At 56.3% G+C, this 15,556-nt stretch carries 15 protein-coding genes; 9 read left to right on the top strand and 6 right to left on the bottom strand.

Translation table 11 applies throughout. From position 1 onward, the window contains the following. Positions 1-31: 31 nt before the first annotated feature. The 5 genes from ACSAMP_RS08225 to ACSAMP_RS08205 are packed head-to-tail and all read left to right on the top strand — an operon-like array spanning position 32 to position 6,248. Positions 32-2,242 (top strand): glycosyltransferase, encoded by a 2,211-nt coding sequence (locus ACSAMP_RS08225; protein ID WP_457800117.1) that lies wholly within the window; start codon positions 32-34, stop codon positions 2,240-2,242. After that, a complete protein-coding gene (locus ACSAMP_RS08220) occupies positions 2,242-3,420 on the top strand; it encodes a hypothetical protein (protein ID WP_457800116.1) in 1,179 nt (392 codons plus the stop codon). Before ACSAMP_RS08225 ends, ACSAMP_RS08220 begins: the two co-directional genes overlap by 1 nt. A gap of 20 nt (positions 3,421-3,440) precedes the next feature. Next, complete coding sequence (locus ACSAMP_RS08215; protein WP_457800115.1) at positions 3,441-4,673, top strand: nucleotide sugar dehydrogenase; 1,233 nt, start codon at positions 3,441-3,443, stop codon at positions 4,671-4,673. A 12-nt stretch (positions 4,674-4,685) separates the two neighbouring features. Next, entirely contained in the window at positions 4,686-5,453 is a 768-nt protein-coding gene (locus ACSAMP_RS08210) for an ABC transporter permease (RefSeq protein WP_457800114.1), read from the top strand. A 12-nt stretch (positions 5,454-5,465) separates the two neighbouring features. Beyond that, positions 5,466-6,248 (top strand): ABC transporter ATP-binding protein, encoded by a 783-nt coding sequence (locus ACSAMP_RS08205; RefSeq protein WP_457800113.1) that lies wholly within the window; start codon positions 5,466-5,468, stop codon positions 6,246-6,248. Between the two features lie 86 nt (positions 6,249-6,334). On the opposite strand, the gene ACSAMP_RS08200 is transcribed toward ACSAMP_RS08205, so the two are convergent. The 3 genes from ACSAMP_RS08200 to ACSAMP_RS08190 form a co-directional block, all read right to left on the bottom strand. Next, positions 6,335-7,213, bottom strand: a complete 879-nt coding sequence (locus ACSAMP_RS08200; RefSeq protein ID WP_457800112.1) for a gamma-glutamyl-gamma-aminobutyrate hydrolase family protein — start codon at positions 7,211-7,213, stop codon at positions 6,335-6,337. Positions 7,214-7,696: 483 nt separating this feature from the next. Continuing rightward, positions 7,697-9,367: a uridine kinase family protein gene (locus ACSAMP_RS08195; protein ID WP_457800111.1), complete on the bottom strand. Its 1,671-nt coding sequence runs from the start codon at positions 9,365-9,367 to the stop codon at positions 7,697-7,699. Positions 9,368-9,569: 202 nt separating this feature from the next. After that, positions 9,570-9,743 carry an alpha/beta-type small acid-soluble spore protein gene (locus tag ACSAMP_RS08190; RefSeq protein ID WP_441796641.1) on the bottom strand — a complete coding sequence of 58 codons (174 nt, stop codon included), beginning with the start codon at positions 9,741-9,743 and terminating at the stop codon, positions 9,570-9,572. A 275-nt stretch (positions 9,744-10,018) separates the two neighbouring features. Here ACSAMP_RS08190 and ACSAMP_RS08185 point away from each other — a divergent pair, with 275 nt between their 5' ends. Together ACSAMP_RS08185 and ACSAMP_RS08180 are read left to right on the top strand one after the other, a co-directional pair. Further along, positions 10,019-10,645 (top strand): TetR/AcrR family transcriptional regulator, encoded by a 627-nt coding sequence (locus ACSAMP_RS08185; RefSeq protein ID WP_457800110.1) that lies wholly within the window; start codon positions 10,019-10,021, stop codon positions 10,643-10,645. 104 nt (positions 10,646-10,749) lie between these two features. Next, entirely contained in the window at positions 10,750-11,256 is a 507-nt protein-coding gene (locus ACSAMP_RS08180; protein ID WP_457800109.1) for a hypothetical protein, read from the top strand. 90 nt (positions 11,257-11,346) lie between these two features. On the opposite strand, the gene ACSAMP_RS08175 is transcribed toward ACSAMP_RS08180, so the two are convergent. Then, a complete protein-coding gene (locus tag ACSAMP_RS08175) occupies positions 11,347-11,784 on the bottom strand; it encodes a cupin domain-containing protein (RefSeq protein ID WP_441796564.1) in 438 nt (145 codons plus the stop codon). Positions 11,785-11,824: 40 nt separating this feature from the next. Continuing rightward, positions 11,825-12,334: a flavodoxin gene (locus tag ACSAMP_RS08170; protein WP_441796565.1), complete on the bottom strand. Its 510-nt coding sequence runs from the start codon at positions 12,332-12,334 to the stop codon at positions 11,825-11,827. Positions 12,335-12,646: 312 nt separating this feature from the next. Between ACSAMP_RS08170 and ACSAMP_RS08165 the strand changes: the two genes are divergently transcribed. After that, positions 12,647-13,822, top strand: coding sequence for an FprA family A-type flavoprotein (locus tag ACSAMP_RS08165; protein WP_457800108.1), 1,176 nt, complete (start codon positions 12,647-12,649; stop codon positions 13,820-13,822). Between the two features lie 55 nt (positions 13,823-13,877). Here the strand turns inward: ACSAMP_RS08165 and ACSAMP_RS08160 are convergent, their stop codons facing one another. Next, positions 13,878-15,242 carry an aldehyde dehydrogenase family protein gene (locus ACSAMP_RS08160; RefSeq protein ID WP_457800107.1) on the bottom strand — a complete coding sequence of 455 codons (1,365 nt, stop codon included), beginning with the start codon at positions 15,240-15,242 and terminating at the stop codon, positions 13,878-13,880. 145 nt (positions 15,243-15,387) lie between these two features. Here ACSAMP_RS08160 and ACSAMP_RS08155 point away from each other — a divergent pair. Beyond that, on the top strand, positions 15,388-15,556 hold a 169-nt coding region (locus ACSAMP_RS08155; protein WP_457800404.1), incomplete at its 3' end, for a FeoA family protein.

Here is a 15,556-nt window from a genome sequence, read left to right as displayed (position 1 = left end):
ATAACAATAATGTGAAATGAGAGAGAAAGAAATGCCGAAAGTGTCAGTAATTGTCCCTGTTTATAATACAGAAAAATATTTGAGACAGTGCCTGGACAGTGTAGTGAATCAGACATTGCAGGATATCGAAGTTATCTGCATAGATGATGGGTCTACGGACGACTCGAAAAGAATTTTGGACGAGTATGCTCATAGAGATGCCAGAATTCTCGTTTATTCCAAGGAAAATGGTGGTCAATCATCTGCGCGAAATAAGGGTATGGACTTGGCACAAGGAGATTATCTTTATTTTTTGGATAGTGATGATTATATCTTAGACACAGCTTTGGAATGTTTATACGAATGCGCAGAAGCAGAGCAACTCGATATTTTATTTTTCGGCGGAGACAGTTTTTTTGAAAACAGAGAGTTGCAGAAAACGCATTTATCTTATCTCGAATACTATCATAGAAAAGACTTAACAAAAAAAGCGGTTACGGGTAGAAAACTACTTCAATTATTCGGGGAAAAGGACCGGTTCCGCAGTGGTGTTCCTTTACAGTTCTTCAATCAACGTTTTTTGAAACAGACAGGTATTCGCTTTTTTGAAGGAATCATTCATGAAGACGAATTATTTACCCCGCTGGTATTAGTCAGAGCATCCAGAGCCAAATGCATTTCAGATAATCTATACATGCGTCGGGTTCGGGAAAACTCAACCATGACCGCACAGAAAAGTGTTCGGAATTTTGACGGTCAGTTCATTGTATTTGCCAACTTATTGATGGAATATCTGCAAACTGATTGGATGGAAACAGAAGGGCGCGATGGGTTATTACTTCGCGTCGAGCGGATGTACCGCGCAAGCAAAACTACTTTTGAGCAATTGTCAGAAAAAGCAAAGCGGCAATTACTTCAAGGAGAGTGGATCAGCTACAGAGCCTTATTTGAAAAAATGCCCTACACTGCGTCCACAAGTGCAATAGCGGAAAAGAAAGCAATAACACCACTGCCCACCGGACGCAAAGATGAAGATTCCAGGACAATTAACTATTTGCAGCATCAGGTAGTAAGCCTTCACAAAGAAATAAATGCTATCCATGATTCTGCAACATATAGGATTGGGCGTTTTATTACATTTATCCCTCGAAAGGTTCGAGGTGCCATCCGTTGTTACAAGGAGCATGGGTGGGAATATACTATCATGCGTGTATTTTCACACCTTGGGCTAGAGGATATCTATGTCGCCCTACACAGGAACAAAAAACGTCAGACTTTCAAACACGCAAATTCAAAAAAAGTCAATGAATGCGGCATAATAGTGTCCGTTATTGTTCCGGTATACAATGCTGAAAAGTACTTAGAAGCGTGCATTCAAAGTATTTTATCTCAGACACTTACAGCATTCGAGCTGATATGTGTAGATGATGGCTCAACAGATCGTTCAAAAGAGATTATTTCAGACTTAGCAAAGCACGACAAGCGTATATTATTTATTCAACAAAAAAACGCTTATGCCAGTGTTGCAAGGAATAATGGAATGGCATCCGCACGTGGAAAATATTTGCTCTTTCTGGATGCGGATGATTTGTTTGAACCGAATATGCTGGAAACAATGGTGCATAAAGTAGAGGAAGACAAAGCCGATATTTGCTTGTGTGGAGCTGACCGATACCATACAAATACTGGTATATATGAACCAGCTAACTGGCTTCTCAATGTTAAAAGAGCGCCAAAAAAATTGCCGTTTAATCGGAAAGACTGTTCACGATACATTTTCCAGATTACCAGCCCGGCTCCATGGACGAAGTTGTTTAGAAGCGAGTTTATTAAAGAAAAAGGTCTATCTTTTCAGCAGATAAAGCGGTGTAATGACTTAGCCTTCACAATGTCAGCAATGGCTCAGGCTGAAAAAATTACGGTAGTAAATCAGGTGCTTGTGCATTATCGAGTAGACACGGGAACGAGTTTACAGAGTACGGTTCACTTAACACCAATGCTGTTTTCTGAGGCATTACTTGAACTAAAACGAAAATTGATTACGGCACAAATTTGGGATGAAGTGAAGGACAGCTATGCGGATCTCGCATTAAATACTACAGTGTACAATTTAAAAACACAAAAACAGGCAGGAACTGGAGGAGAAACTGAGATATCCTCCAGCCTGGATAGTTTAGTAAAAGAATTTGAAATTTGTAAACATAATAGGAGTTTTTATAGTATTCCTAGTAATTACGATTACCTGATGGAGGCGCTAAGATAATGAGCGAAAAAATAGAATTCACTGATTTTTGTATAGAAGCAGGAACATTTTCTTGTAAAGTAAAATCCAGTAAAAGAGAAAATGCCGATATTTTAACATTCGAAACAAATCCACCGGTCAAAAATATAACTACCGATGCGATAGCTCTTGCATTGGCAACTCTGTGTGGGAGAACATATCATAGCATTCTTTTTGACGTAGAAGTTTCAACCGAGTGTGTAAACAGTATCAAAAAATTTACAGGTGCAGAAGTCCAAACAAAAGGACACTGTGTGAAATCACTACCGGAAAGCCGCGAAATTGCTATGTTGAATTTCAGCGGCGGCTTTGACAGTTTAGCTGCGATGTGTTTATTGCCAGAGGATTCTACAAAATTAGTTGCAGTCGATTTTGGCGGATGGTTTGAGCGTGAGGCGGTATTTTTCGAAAGGTTTCGTCCATACATATTGAAAACAAACTTTCGAAAGCTGAAATATGATCGAGAATCTTGGACTTTTATGGGAAGCGGAGCGCTCCTGTTTCAAGCCGCTACTGGAGCAAGATACAATATTTTTGGCACGATTTTAGAAGCAACTATTGGGCAGTTTTGGGAAAGACCTCCCGCTGCCTATAATGTAAAAACACTCCCATTTTCAGAACTCGGTTTGAAGGATGTACGGCTCGTAAACGGATTAACCGAAGTTGGAACTGCTATTATAGTGACACATTTTATGCCGGAAATTATAGCGGATTCCCTGCAATCGTTAGCAGCACCTAAATCTGAAAAGAAATATCGAAAACGAATTTTGACTGAAATCGTGTGCAAAAGATTTAACCGAGACATAGACCTGGGCGAATGTGAGATTCCAGATAAGAAAAATATCGTTTCCTTTGGAACGAACTTTGCCCTTGATTTTTTAAGCCTGTACGAATTGAAGCATGTTGGCAGGGACATTGTATCAAACACCGTGAGTAATATACCTGATGAAGCGTTGAAGTTAGTGGAGCAATTATCACTTGAGTTCTATGAAAAATTAAATACTAACTTCGTAGATACAATTCCACAAAGCATGCGCGCACTGTATTTTTCGCGACTGGCGGAGGCAGGAATACAACCATATTCGGAAGAAGATTGGAAGGAATTTAAGACAATAAAAAGATTCCTATCGCAATTTTATCCGGCGCTGGTAGAACTATAATACAGGGGAATAGGAAGGTTATGAAAATCGCAATCGCGGGCACCGGCTACGTTGGCCTTGCCAACGCCGTGCTGCTTAGTCAGAAGAACCAGGTGGTGGCGGTGGACCTGGTGCAGGAGAAGGTGGACCAGATCAACGCCCGCAAGTCGCCCCTGGCGGACCGGGAAATTGAAGAATATCTGGCAACAAAGCCCCTCCAGCTCACCGCCACCACAGACGGGGAGGAGGCCTATCGGGGGGCGGACTATGTCATCATCTCCACGCCCACCAACTATGACCCGGTGAAAAACTACTTTGACACCTCCTCGGTGGAGGCGGTGATCCGCCAGGTCATGGCGGTGAATCCCAACGCTGTGATGGTCATTAAATCCACCGTGCCCGTGGGCTATACCGCATCGCTGCGGGAGAAATACGGCTGTGAAAACATCCTCTTCTCCCCGGAATTTCTGCGGGAGGGGCGGGCGCTGTATGACAATCTCTATCCCTCCCGGATCATCGTGGGCACGCCCACGGAGGACAAGCCCCTGGTGGCGACGGCAGAGACCTTTGCTGAGCTGCTGCGGGCGGGGGCGCTGAAGGAGGACGTGCCCGTCCTGCGGATGGGGGCCACCGAGGCGGAGGCGGTGAAGCTGTTCGCCAATACATATCTGGCCCTGCGGGTGTCCTTCTTCAACGAGCTGGACACCTATGCCGAGGTGCGCGGCCTGAATACCCGCCAGATCATCGAGGGCGTGGGCTATGACCCCCGGATCGGAAATTATTACAACAACCCCTCCTTCGGCTATGGCGGCTACTGCCTGCCCAAGGACACCAAGCAGCTTTTGGCCAACTATGACCAGGTGCCCAACGAGATCATCGGCGCCATCGTGGCGGCCAACCGCACCCGCAAGGATTTTATTGCCGAGCGGGTACTGGAGAAGGCGGGGTATTACGGCCCCGACGGCCAGGGGCGGAACGGCTCCTCCGGGAACCCCTGCGTCATCGGCGTGTACCGCCTGACCATGAAGGCCGACTCCGATAACTTCCGCCAGTCCAGCATACAAGGCATCATGAAGCGAATCAAGGCCAAGGGGGCCCAGGTGGTCATCTATGAGCCCACCCTGAAAGAGAACGTATTTTTCGGCAGCCGGGTCCTGCGGGACTGGGAGGAGTTCAAGTGCGTCAGCCAGGTCATCATCGCCAACCGCTACAGCCCGGAGCTGGAGCCGGTGATGGACAAGGTATACACCCGGGACCTCTACTTCCGGGACTGACGAGGAGCGGCTATGATTCAAAAGCTAAAGCAACACCAATTCCTGTTTGAGGAGCTGGTCAAGCGAGATTTCAAGAAAAAATATAAGCGGACCGTGCTGGGGATGCTGTGGAGCATTTTGTCTCCCCTGCTGATGCTGCTGGTCATGAAACTGGTCTTTACCCAGTTCTTTGGCCGGGGAACGGAGCACTATACCACCTATCTGTTTTGCGGGAACCTGGTATTCAGCTATTTCAGCGAGGCGACGTCTCAGGGCATGGCCTCCCTGATGGGCAATTCCGCTATTTTTACCAAGGTCAACGTGCCCAAGTATCTCTTTTTGTTTTCTAAGAACGTGCAGACCCTCATCAATTTCGGCCTGACCCTGTGTGTGTTCTTCGTATTTTGTGTGCTGGATGGGATCACGTTCACCTGGCGGTTCGTGCTGCTGCTGTATCCCATTGGCTGTTTGGTCCTGTTCAACATCGGCGTAGGGCTGATCTTATCCGCTATGTTCGTGTTTTTCCGGGATATTCAGTACCTGTGGACGGTATTTACTCAGCTGCTCATGTATATGTCGGCGATCTTCTATACCATTGACCGGTACAGCTACACGGCCCAGTGCCTCTTCCTCCTGAACCCGGTCTACCTGTTCATCCGCTATTTCCGCAAGATCGTCATCGAGGCCACGGTGCCCACCCTCTGGTTCCACCTGCTCATGGCGGCGGACGTGGCCATTGTGCTGGGGATCGGGTGCTGGATGTATAAGAAGTACAACCACCGGTTTTTGTACTATGTGTAACGGAGGCGCGTCATGAGTATTTTAGAGTTAGATCACGTGTCCATCCGCTATATCACCGGGGATTTTAAGGAGATCGGTCTGAAGGAATACGTCCTGCGGCGCATCAAGCGCAACTATCACGTGACGGAGTTCTGGGCGGACCGGGACGTGACCTTTTCCCTGGAAAAGGGGGACATGCTGGGCATCATCGGGACAAACGGCGCGGGCAAGTCCACCCTGCTGAAGGCCATCTCGGGCATCATGGAGCCCACCCAGGGCCGTGTCACCCGCCGGGGGAGCATCGCCGCCCTGCTGGAGCTGGCCAGCGGCTTCGACGGCGACCTGACCGTGCGGGAGAACGCCTATCTCCGGGGAGCCATGCTGGGCTACACCCGCAGATTCATGGACCAGACCTATGACCAGATCATCGACTTTGCGGAGCTGCGTGACTTTCAGGACCGGCCCTTTAAGCAGCTCTCCTCCGGCATGAAGAGCCGCCTGGCCTTCTCCATCGCCAGCCTGGTCCAGCCGGACATTCTGATTTTGGACGAGGTGCTATCCGTGGGCGACGGGGCCTTTAAGAAAAAGAGCGAAAAGAAGATGCGGGAGATCATCGCCGGGGGCGCCACCACCATTCTGGTGTCCCACTCCCTGGAGCAGATCCGCCAGCTGTGTACCAAGGTGCTCTGGCTGGAGAAGGGGCGGCAGATCGCCTTTGGCGAGACTCAGCCGCTCTGTGGGCTGTATCAGGACTATCTGGACAAAAAGCTCCCCCTGGACCGGGCGAAGGCCCTGGCCGCACAGAGCAGGATATGACCCAGGCATAAGCAAGCCCGGCGCGCAGAAACACACTGCGCGCCGGGCCTTGTTTTGGATTTATTTTGGCTTTATTTCGGGTCTGTTTACTTGGCCGCGTCCATCAGGGCGGTGAAGAAGGGCAGGAAGGAGTCGTCCCCCTCCACTACCCGCCACTCGGGGTGGAACTGGACGCCCAGCATAAAGGTCTTGTCCTGCATCTCCAGGGCCTCCACCAGGCCGTCGTCAGAGCGGGCGGTGACGGTGAGGCCCTCCCCCACGGTCTTCACCCCCTGGTGGTGCCAGGAGTTCACGTTCAGCTTGCCCGCGCCCATGATCTGGGCGAGCAGGCTGCCATCCTCGATGGTCACGTCGTGATAGGTGAAGTCCACCAGCTCCGGGTCCCGGTGCTGGACGTCGCTGTCAAACTGGGTGGGCAGATCCTGATACAGCGTCCCGCCGCACACCACGTTCATCACCTGCATCCCCCGGCAGGTGGCCAGGGTGGGGAAATCCTCGTCCAGGGCGGCGGTCATCATCCAATAGTCCGAGGTGTCCCGGGCGGGGTTGGGCTCCTCCAGCATGGGGTCGGGCGCCTCGTTGTAATAGCTGGGGTCCACGTCCTCGCCCCCGGTGAGGATCAGGGCGTCCACCGTGTCCAGGGCCGCCTTGGCGCTGTCCAGGTCGGTGGCCTGCTCCAGCAGGACGGGCTCGCCCCCGGCCTGGGTCACCGCGTCGATATAGGCCTGGGTGTCCTCGTCCACCTGGCCGTTTTCAAAATCCGCCAGCCAGGCCAGGCCCACCCGGACCTTCTCCCCGTCCTGCGCGCTCTGGCTTCCGGAGACGGCGGAGGACGCGCTGGCGGAATCGCTCTGGGCGCTCTGGGCGCTCTGCTGTCCACACCCGGCCAGCAGGGCGGCGGACATCCCCAGGGCCAGCGCCAGGGACAGGAGCTTGTTGGGCTTGTTCATAACGTGCTTCATCATCAACACACAGCTTTCTATTTCAGAATCACGCCTGTCTCCTTCTGTTTTCTTCCCTCCTCTCCCCCGCTCTCTCCAGGCACAAAAACAGGGTATCGGTCTGCGCTTGCGGCGCACCGATACCCTGTACTGTCTTAGATCATTCCCGTGACGCTCGTTCACCCCTCTGCCGTGCAGAAGCCTATCACGCTTATTGACCATTTTACAAGCGGTGCGCGCCCTTTGGCGCAGAACTTATAAAATCCGGGCCCTTCCGCCCGATCAATAAGGCAACCACGTTGCCAATCCGCACCCGCGGTGCGGTCCCCGGCTCTTCGACGGGTTTTCGGCATTTGACCCGGCCGTCCGTGTAGCCTCGATCCCCCCGGATGGGGGATGGTCAAAACGTGCGCTTGGCACTCAGCGTCCGAAAAAACGAACGAGTTTTTTATACCATGGGAGGCTCTCATGTGTCAATGTGTATTTTGACTGAAATTTTTTATTTATTCAGACTTTATAGCACCCGCCGCCGATGAACTCCCGCACCAGAGACGTCTTGGGCACGTCGTCGGCGGGAATGGGCAGAGAATAGCTGAGGAATTTCAGCAGACGCTTGGCCTCCACATACTCCTGGCTGTCCCGGGGCACGCCAAAGAGCAGGGGCTCCACATAGGTCTTCAGCAGGGCCGTCTCATAGATGAGGGCGGAGTTGAACACCGCATCGGCGCTGTCCTGATAGGGGAAGATGTTCCGCTCCTCCCCCCGGCGGACGGAGGGCCACATACGGATGGTGGCCTGGGCGCTGTAGCCCCGGGTGCGGGCGTCCCGCTCGATGCGCCGCAGCAGCCGGGCGTCTGTGGTGGGGATGCGGTTGTGGTCGTCCACGTTCAGGGTGGTCAGGCAGCTGATATAGATCTTGAACATGCTCTCCCGGGGCAGGGCATAGGGGAACTGGTCGTTGAGACAGTGGATGCCCTCGATGACCAGCACGTCGTTCTTCCCCAGGGTCAGCTGTTCACCGTTATACTCCCGCTCCCCCTTCTTGAAGTTATAGGTGGGCAGGTCGATGGTCTCCCCCCGCAGCAGGCGGCCCATGTCCGTGTTGAACTGCTCCACGTCCATGGCCTCCAGACACTCAAAGTCATATTGCCCGTCGGCGTCCTTGGGGGCCAGCACCCGGTTTTTGAAATAGTTGTCCGTGGCGATGGGGTGGGGCATCAGGCCGCAGGCCATCAGTTGGGTGGACAGCCGGTGAGAGAAGGTGGTCTTGCCCGAGGAGGAGGGCCCGGCGATCATCACAAAGCGCACGTCGGAGCGGTCCGCGATCTCCTGGGCGATGTCGCCGATCTGCTTTTCCATCAGGGCCTCCTGGCCCAGGATCATCTGGGTGGACAGTCCGGCAGAGATCATGTCGTTGATCTCCCCCACGTTGTCGATGTGCAGGGCCGCCGTGCGCCGGGCCATGTCGTGCATGGCGTGAAATACTTTGATGGAGGGCTGGAACGCCCCCAGGTGCTCCGGGTCACTCTGGCTGGGCAGACGGAGGACAAAGCCGTCCTCAAACGGCTCCAGGGCAAAGCACTTCACATAGCCCGCGTGGGGGGCCATGTAGCCGTAGAAATAGTCGGTGAAATCCCCCATGCTGTACAGGTTCACCCGGGAGCTCATGCGATAACTCAGCAGCCGGGCCTTGTCCTCCATGCCCATATTCCGCAGGCGCTCCACCGCGTCGTCGGTGCTGATAGACTCCTTGACGATGGGCGTCTTCTCCGCCGCCAGGGTCCGCATCCGGGCCTCCACCCGCTCCAGCAGGGCTTTGTCCAGGGTAAAGTCCCCCGCCGCCCGCAGGAACAGGGCGTGGCTCAGGGAATACTCCACCCGCACCCGGCGCACGTTATCCCGGCCTACAATATCGTAAAAGGCCTTCAGCAGCAGGAGCAGGGCGGTGCGCTCATAGGTCTGCATCCCGGGCCGGTCCGCCGCCGTGACCATGGTCAGGGTGCAGTCCCGGTCCAGCTTTTTGTGCAGCTCACACAGCTTGCCGTTCCGGTTGACCAGCAAAATGTCGTGGGGATAGTCCCCCTGCACCTGGTCCGCGATGGTCTGAAAGGTCGTTCCGGCGGGATAGTCCCGGGCCGTCTGGCCCATGGTCACATGAAACATCTGGTTACTCTCCATGGTCATATCCTCCTCCGGGCCGCGTTTCCGCCGCCCGTGTATCTTATATGTCTCCGTTGGGTATAAAATCATTATATCGGTCTTGCCGCCCCGCCGCAAGAGACAAAGCCCGCCCGGTGTCGCCTTTTCACAAAAAACACGCCCGCCCCCTCAAACGCGAAGGGGCGGACGCAGGCTTGCCTACTTCTTAGCAGGCTTGGGTTTACTTCATGCCGTTCTCATAGGCCTCGATCATCTTCTTCACCATCTGGCCGCCCACAGAGCCGGCCTCGCGGCTGGTCAGGTCGCCGTTATAGCCCTGCTTCAGGTTCACGCCCACCTGGCTGGCGGCCTCCATCTTGAACTGATCCATAGCCTGGCGCGCGTTGGGGACCATGATGTTGTTGCCCTTGTTGTTAGAGTTAGACATGATTTGTTTCTCCCTTTCTCTTTTTTGGTTTGTTGGGTCGTGGATGGAACATCCACTGCTAGCATGGCCCCCAGCGCCCCGGCTATGCGCGTTCCGCCCTGCCTCTTTTTGACAAAATGGGCAAAATCCATCCGTGCGGCGCAAAACACACTACCATTATGATCTTTCTCTTGACAAGTGACCGCTCGATAACTATAATTAAGTTACCAATCGGTCACTTTTTGTTTTCAGGAGGACATATCATGGCAGGGGAGACAAAAGAACGCATCTTATCCGCCGCCCTGGAGCTGTTTGCCCAAAGCGGCTATCTGGGCACCTCTATGAGCGACATCGCAAAGCAGCTGGGGCTGACCAAGGCGGCCCTTTATAAGCATTTTCCCAGCAAACAGTCCATTTTAGACCAGATCGTGGCCCATATGAACCAACTGGACGAGCAGCGCGCCCGGGACTATCAGATGCCCCTGGCCCGGGACAGCGGCGCGGCGCAGGCCTATTTACAGGCCCCGGCGGACAAGATCCGGGCCTATACCCAGGCTCAATTCGCCCACTGGACCCAGGAGCCATTTTCCGCCGCCTTCCGCCGGATGCTCACCCTGGAGCAGTATCACGACCCGGCCCTGGGCCAGCTGTTCCAGACCTATCTGGCCTCCGGCCCCACCAAATACATGGCGGAGGTATTCCAGGGTCTCACCGGGGACGCGGACCTGGGCGCGCAGCTGGCATTGGAGTTTTACGGCCCTATCTACCTGCTTTACGCCCTCTATGATGGGGCGGAGGACAAACCGGCGGTATTCGCCACCCTGAACAGCCACATAGACCGCTTCATTTCCCGGGTGGAAAACATCAGCGGCAGCCAGACACAGCCCTAAACCTTGTCACTCAGTTAGGAGTTAGGAAGTAGGAGTGATGAGTTATCCTAACTCCTATCTCATCACTCCTAACTCATCACTATAAACAGGAAAGGTCGATCATCATGGACGCCATTCTCTACACCACCAACACCGGCAGCACCCAGCGCTATGCCGCCCTGCTGTCCCAGGCCACCGGCCTGCCCGCTTTCCCCCTGTCTCAGGCAGACCAGTCCCTCTCCCCCGGGGCGGAGGTCCTCTATCTGGGCTGGGTCCGGGCGGGCCAGGTCCAGGGTTATCCCGCCGCCGCGAAAAAATACCGGGTCCGGGCCGTCTGCGCCGTGGCCATGGCCCGGACGGGGACCCAGACCGACGTCATCCGGGGCAAGTCGGCCATCCCCGGCGGCATCCCCCTGTTCACCCTGCAAGGAAACTTCGATTTGAAAAAGCTCCGGGGACTCTATCGCCTGATGATGACCATCATGGTCAAGACCGCCGGAAAAAAACTGGCCGCCAAAGCAGACCGCACCCCTGACGAGGCGGACATGCTGGACATGATGTTCCATGGCGCCCACCGGGTGCGGGAGGAGAACCTGGCGGCGGTGCTGGCCTGGTATCAAAGCCTGTCCTAAGCGCTCTCCGCGCAAAAAACGCCGCCCGCCGGAAGTTTCTTCCCTCCAGCAGGCGGCGTTTTTTATCGATTTAAGTTGTCAGATCGGGTCTCAGCCCTCCAGCTTGCCGTACTCCTCGTCGCTGACAGGCTCGCACCACTCGTTTTTGCAGTCCTCGCCGGGGACCTCCACGGCGATGTGGCTGAACCAGCTGTCCGCCTTGGCTCCGTGCCAGTGCTTCACGTTGGCGGGGATCATGATGACGCTGCCCGGCTTCAGGCTGACGGCGGGCTTGCCCTCCTCCTGATACCAGCCCTCGCCGGCGGTACACAGCAGCAGCTGGCCGCCGCCTTTTGTCGCGTGGTGGATGTGCCAGTTGTTGCGGCAGCCGGGCTCAAAGGTCACGTTGGCGGCGAACAGGCCGCCCTTGGGGTCGGTGAGGGGGTTCAGGAAGGAATCCCCGATGAAAAACTGGGCATAGGCGGTGTTGGCCGTGCCGGTGCCGAACATATTCTGCTGCTCAAAGCTCTGCTTGTCCTGAATTTTCATAACGCTTACCTCCGTGCTTTCTATCTTGCTTTTTGGTTTTTTATTTGCCCGCGGCCCAGCTCTGGATGGTCTTGCGGCTGTCCTCGATGTGGGAGCCATGGATGGCCAGGCCCTTGCACACCGTCGCCCCGGGGCAGGTCTGGGCGATCTTGCCCTCGGTGCCGCTCATGCCGCTGCCCTCGTGGGTGCAGAAGGGGTGGATGCGCTTGCCGGACCAGTCAAAGTGCTCCAGAAACGTATACACCGCCATGGGCATGTCCCCGCAGTAGTTGGGATAGCCCAGATAGATGTCGTCATAGCCCTCCAGGCTTTCGGGAAAGGCCGCCAGGGCGGGCCGGGCCTTCTCCTGCCAGTCCCGTCTGGCCTGGTCCACGCAGGTGCGATAGTCGGCGGAATAGGGCTCCTGCTGCCGGATCTGGAACAGCTCCCCGCCCACGGCCTCCTGGATCATCTCCGCCGCCCGCTGGGTGTTGCCCACCTTGATATAGCGCAGGTCGCCGCCGAAATAGTTCTCGTCCGCCCGGGAATAAAACGCGATCAGTGCCGCCATATGTACTTGCTCCTCTCTGCTCACGCCGCGCCTGACGACGCGGCTTTTTTGATACTCCTATCATACTAGTTAAAGTCAACTTTGAGTCAAGAGATATTTTGCACAAAGGTCCACACTTTTGCTTGGAAAGTCTCCGCTGTATTTTTTAACGTCTCCCCGTCTTTTTCCTGCATTCTTTTCGGTCTTATGAATTATCTCTTGCACTGGCTCCCCGCCCCTGCTATACTATGCCCAATGGCTCCCCCTTTGGCGGAGCCGCTGTGTTTTCACCCAAATATCCTTTCCCAATCTGCGCTTGAGGAGGACATTTTTATGAACGCTTATCCTGTCACCGACGCGGTGACCTATATGGGCGTGGATGACCCGGATCTTACCCTGTTCGAGGGGCAGTATCCCGTCCAGCCAGCCGGCGTGAGCTATAACTCCTATGTCATCACCGACCAGAAGATCGCCGTGATGGACACGGTGGACGCCCGGGCCACCGACGCCTGGCTGGAGAACCTGGACTTCGCCCTGGATGGCCGCACCCCCGACTATCTGGTCATCTCCCACATGGAGCCGGACCACGCCGCCAACATCGCCCGCCTGTCCGCCCGCTACCCGGAGATGAAACTGGTGGGCAACGCCAAGACCTTTGCCATGATGGGCCAGTTCTTCGGCCCCGACGCCGCCCCGGCAGACCGCCTGGTCACCGTGGGCGAGGGGGACGCTCTGGAACTGGGCAGCCACCGGCTGCGCTTCTTCATGGCCCCCATGGTCCACTGGCCCGAGGTGATGGTGACCTATGAGGAGAGCGAAAAGCTGCTCTTCTCCGCCGACGCCTTTGGCCGCTTTGGGGCGCTGTCTCTCACCGAGAAGGACCCCTGGGCACCCCAGGCCCGGCGGTATTACCTGAACATCGTGGGCAAATACGGCGCTCAGGTCCAGGCCCTGCTGAAAAAGCTCTCCCCCCTGCCGGTGGAGGCCATTCTTCCCCTCCACGGCCCGGTGCTCACCCAGGAGATCAGCCGCTGCCTGGAGCTCTACGACCTGTGGTCCAGCTATCGCCCGGAGGAGCCAGACCGGGTGCTGGTGGCCTATGCCTCCATCTATGGCCACACCCAGCAGGCCGCCCTGGCCCTGGCCGACATCCTGACCGAGCGGGGCGTGGCCGTGACCACCTGCGACCTCACCGCCACCCATGTGTCCGACGCCCTGACCCAGGCCTTCTACTGCGGCAAGCTGGTGCTGGCCGGGATCACCTATGACGGCGGGCTGTTCCCCCCGGTGGAGGAGCTGCTGAACCACCTGAAGGCGAAAAACTTCCAGGGCCGCAAGGTCGGCCTGATGGAAAACGGCTCCTGGGCGCCCACCGCCGCCCGGCTCATGCGGGCCAGGCTGGAGGAGATGAAGAACATCACCCTCTGCCCCACCGCCGTCACCATCCGCAGCGCCCTGAACGAGGACAGCCGCCGACAGCTCACCCAGCTGGCCGAGGAGCTGCTCTGATTGAAAACGACACACCGCCCGCCCCATTTGTGAATCGATGGGGCGGGCGGTATTTTTATTTCAGCAGCCACCGAGCCAGCCGCTCCTTTTCTTTTGTATAGGGCAGGTCCCGCACCGGGATATGGGGCCGGTTCCCCCGGTGGACAATGGCCTGGGGATGGCTGAAAGCGTCGAAGCTGTACTTTCCGTGATACTGCCCCATGCCGGAGGGGCCCACGCCGCCGAAGGGCAGACCGGGAGAGGCCAGATGGATAATGGTGTCGTTGACGCAGCCGCCGCCAAAGTCGCACGCTCCCAGCACCCGCCGCTCCACGGCCTTGTCCCCGGTGAACAGGTACAGAGCCAGGGGCCGGGGACGCTCCTGTACAAAGGCGATGGCCTCGTCCAGCGTCTGCCAGGGGATCACCGGCAGGATGGGGGCGAAGATCTCCTCCTGCATCACCGGGGAGGCCGGGTCAACATCCACCAGCACCGTGGGGGATATCTTCCCCGTCTCCTCGTCCCACCCCCCGCCGATGGCGGCGTTCTGTCCGGCCAGCAGGGCCTTTTTCTCCGCAAAATGCCGCCGGGAAACGATGCGGGCCATCTGGCTTAGATTCCCGCCGGGGAAAAAGTCCTCCAGGGCCGCCCGGTAGTGGGCCAGGAACTTCTCTTGCAGCCCCTGCTCCAGCAGCAGATAGTCCGGGGCCACGCAGGTCTGGCCCGCATTCAAGACTTTGCCGAAGGCAATGCGCCGGGCCGCCGTCTTCAGGTCGGCGGTGTGGTCCAAGATCACCGGGCTTTTGCCCCCCAGCTCCAGGGTGACGGGGGTGAGGTTTTTGGCTGCCGCCGCCATCACCGCCTTGCCCACCGCCTGGGAGCCGGTGAAGAAGATGTGGTCAAAGGGCTGCTCCAGCAGTTTTTCCGTCTCCTCCCGGCCCCCCTGGACCACCGCCGCCTGCTCCTGGGGCAGGGCCCGCTTCAGCACCTGCTCCACCACCTCCGCCGTGGCCGGGGCGTACTCCGACGGCTTGACCACCGCGCAGCACCCCGCCGACAGCGCCCCGATAAGTGGCATGAGACACAGGTGGAAGGGATAGTTCCACGGGCTGATGATGAGGGACACCCCCAGGGGCCGGGACCGGATCTCGCTGCGGGCGGGGAAGTGGAGCCAGGGCACCGGGCCGGGGCCGGCGCTCATCCATCGCTTCACATGGGCCAGGTGATATCGGATCTCGTGGAGGACCAGCCCCGTCTCGCACAGATAGCTCTCGCAGGGGGCCTTGCCCAGGTCCCGCTCCAAGGCCAGGGCGATATCCCCCTCCATATCCTTTACCGCCTGATACAGGGCCTCCAGCGCTTTTTTCCGGGCCGTTGACCCCAGGGTGGCCCCCGTTCGGAACCAGGCCCGCTGCTGCGTCAGCAGTTTTTCCATTTCCATCGTCCCCTCTCCTCTCTTACGGCTATTTTATCCTCTTTCGCCTGGGAGTACAATGAGAAATCCCCCGGATTGACTTTTTCCCGCTGCGCTACTATACTGAGTTCGACCCAAAAAGACCGCATTCAAAAGCAAGGGAGCAGAGGCCATGACATTACGAGAATTGGGCGTTGGAAAAAGCGCCGTGATCCGGCAGGTGGGGGGCGACGGTGCCCTGCGCCAGCATTTTCTGGATATGGGCATGGTGCCCGGGGCGGAGGTGACGGTGGTCAAGCTGGCCCCCATGGGCGACCCCATGGAGCTGCAGATCCACGGCT

Source organism: Flintibacter sp. SJQ-8, from assembly GCF_054108085.1.
This window is presented reverse-complemented; position numbering and strand designations above follow the sequence as displayed.

Excerpts from the sequence above, each read along its gene's own strand:
- ACSAMP_RS08195 (WP_457800111.1), bottom strand. The coding sequence starts at position 9,367 with ATGGAGAGTAACCAGATGTTTCATGTGACCATGGGCCAGACGGCCCGG.
- ACSAMP_RS08215 (WP_457800115.1), top strand. The coding sequence starts at position 3,441 with ATGAAAATCGCAATCGCGGGCACCGGCTACGTTGGCCTTGCCAACGCC.
- ACSAMP_RS08165 (WP_457800108.1), top strand. The coding sequence starts at position 12,647 with ATGAACGCTTATCCTGTCACCGACGCGGTGACCTATATGGGCGTGGAT.
- ACSAMP_RS08210 (WP_457800114.1), top strand. The coding sequence starts at position 4,686 with ATGATTCAAAAGCTAAAGCAACACCAATTCCTGTTTGAGGAGCTGGTC.
- ACSAMP_RS08185 (WP_457800110.1), top strand. The coding sequence starts at position 10,019 with ATGGCAGGGGAGACAAAAGAACGCATCTTATCCGCCGCCCTGGAGCTG.
- ACSAMP_RS08180 (WP_457800109.1), top strand. The coding sequence starts at position 10,750 with ATGGACGCCATTCTCTACACCACCAACACCGGCAGCACCCAGCGCTAT.
- ACSAMP_RS08190 (WP_441796641.1), bottom strand. The coding sequence starts at position 9,743 with ATGGTCCCCAACGCGCGCCAGGCTATGGATCAGTTCAAGATGGAGGCC.
- ACSAMP_RS08220 (WP_457800116.1), top strand. The coding sequence starts at position 2,242 with ATGAGCGAAAAAATAGAATTCACTGATTTTTGTATAGAAGCAGGAACA.
- ACSAMP_RS08175 (WP_441796564.1), bottom strand. The coding sequence starts at position 11,784 with ATGAAAATTCAGGACAAGCAGAGCTTTGAGCAGCAGAATATGTTCGGC.
- ACSAMP_RS08200 (WP_457800112.1), bottom strand. The coding sequence starts at position 7,213 with ATGATGAAGCACGTTATGAACAAGCCCAACAAGCTCCTGTCCCTGGCG.
- ACSAMP_RS08160 (WP_457800107.1), bottom strand. The coding sequence starts at position 15,242 with ATGGAAATGGAAAAACTGCTGACGCAGCAGCGGGCCTGGTTCCGAACG.
- ACSAMP_RS08170 (WP_441796565.1), bottom strand. The coding sequence starts at position 12,334 with ATGGCGGCACTGATCGCGTTTTATTCCCGGGCGGACGAGAACTATTTC.
- ACSAMP_RS08205 (WP_457800113.1), top strand. The coding sequence starts at position 5,466 with ATGAGTATTTTAGAGTTAGATCACGTGTCCATCCGCTATATCACCGGG.
- ACSAMP_RS08225 (WP_457800117.1), top strand. The coding sequence starts at position 32 with ATGCCGAAAGTGTCAGTAATTGTCCCTGTTTATAATACAGAAAAATAT.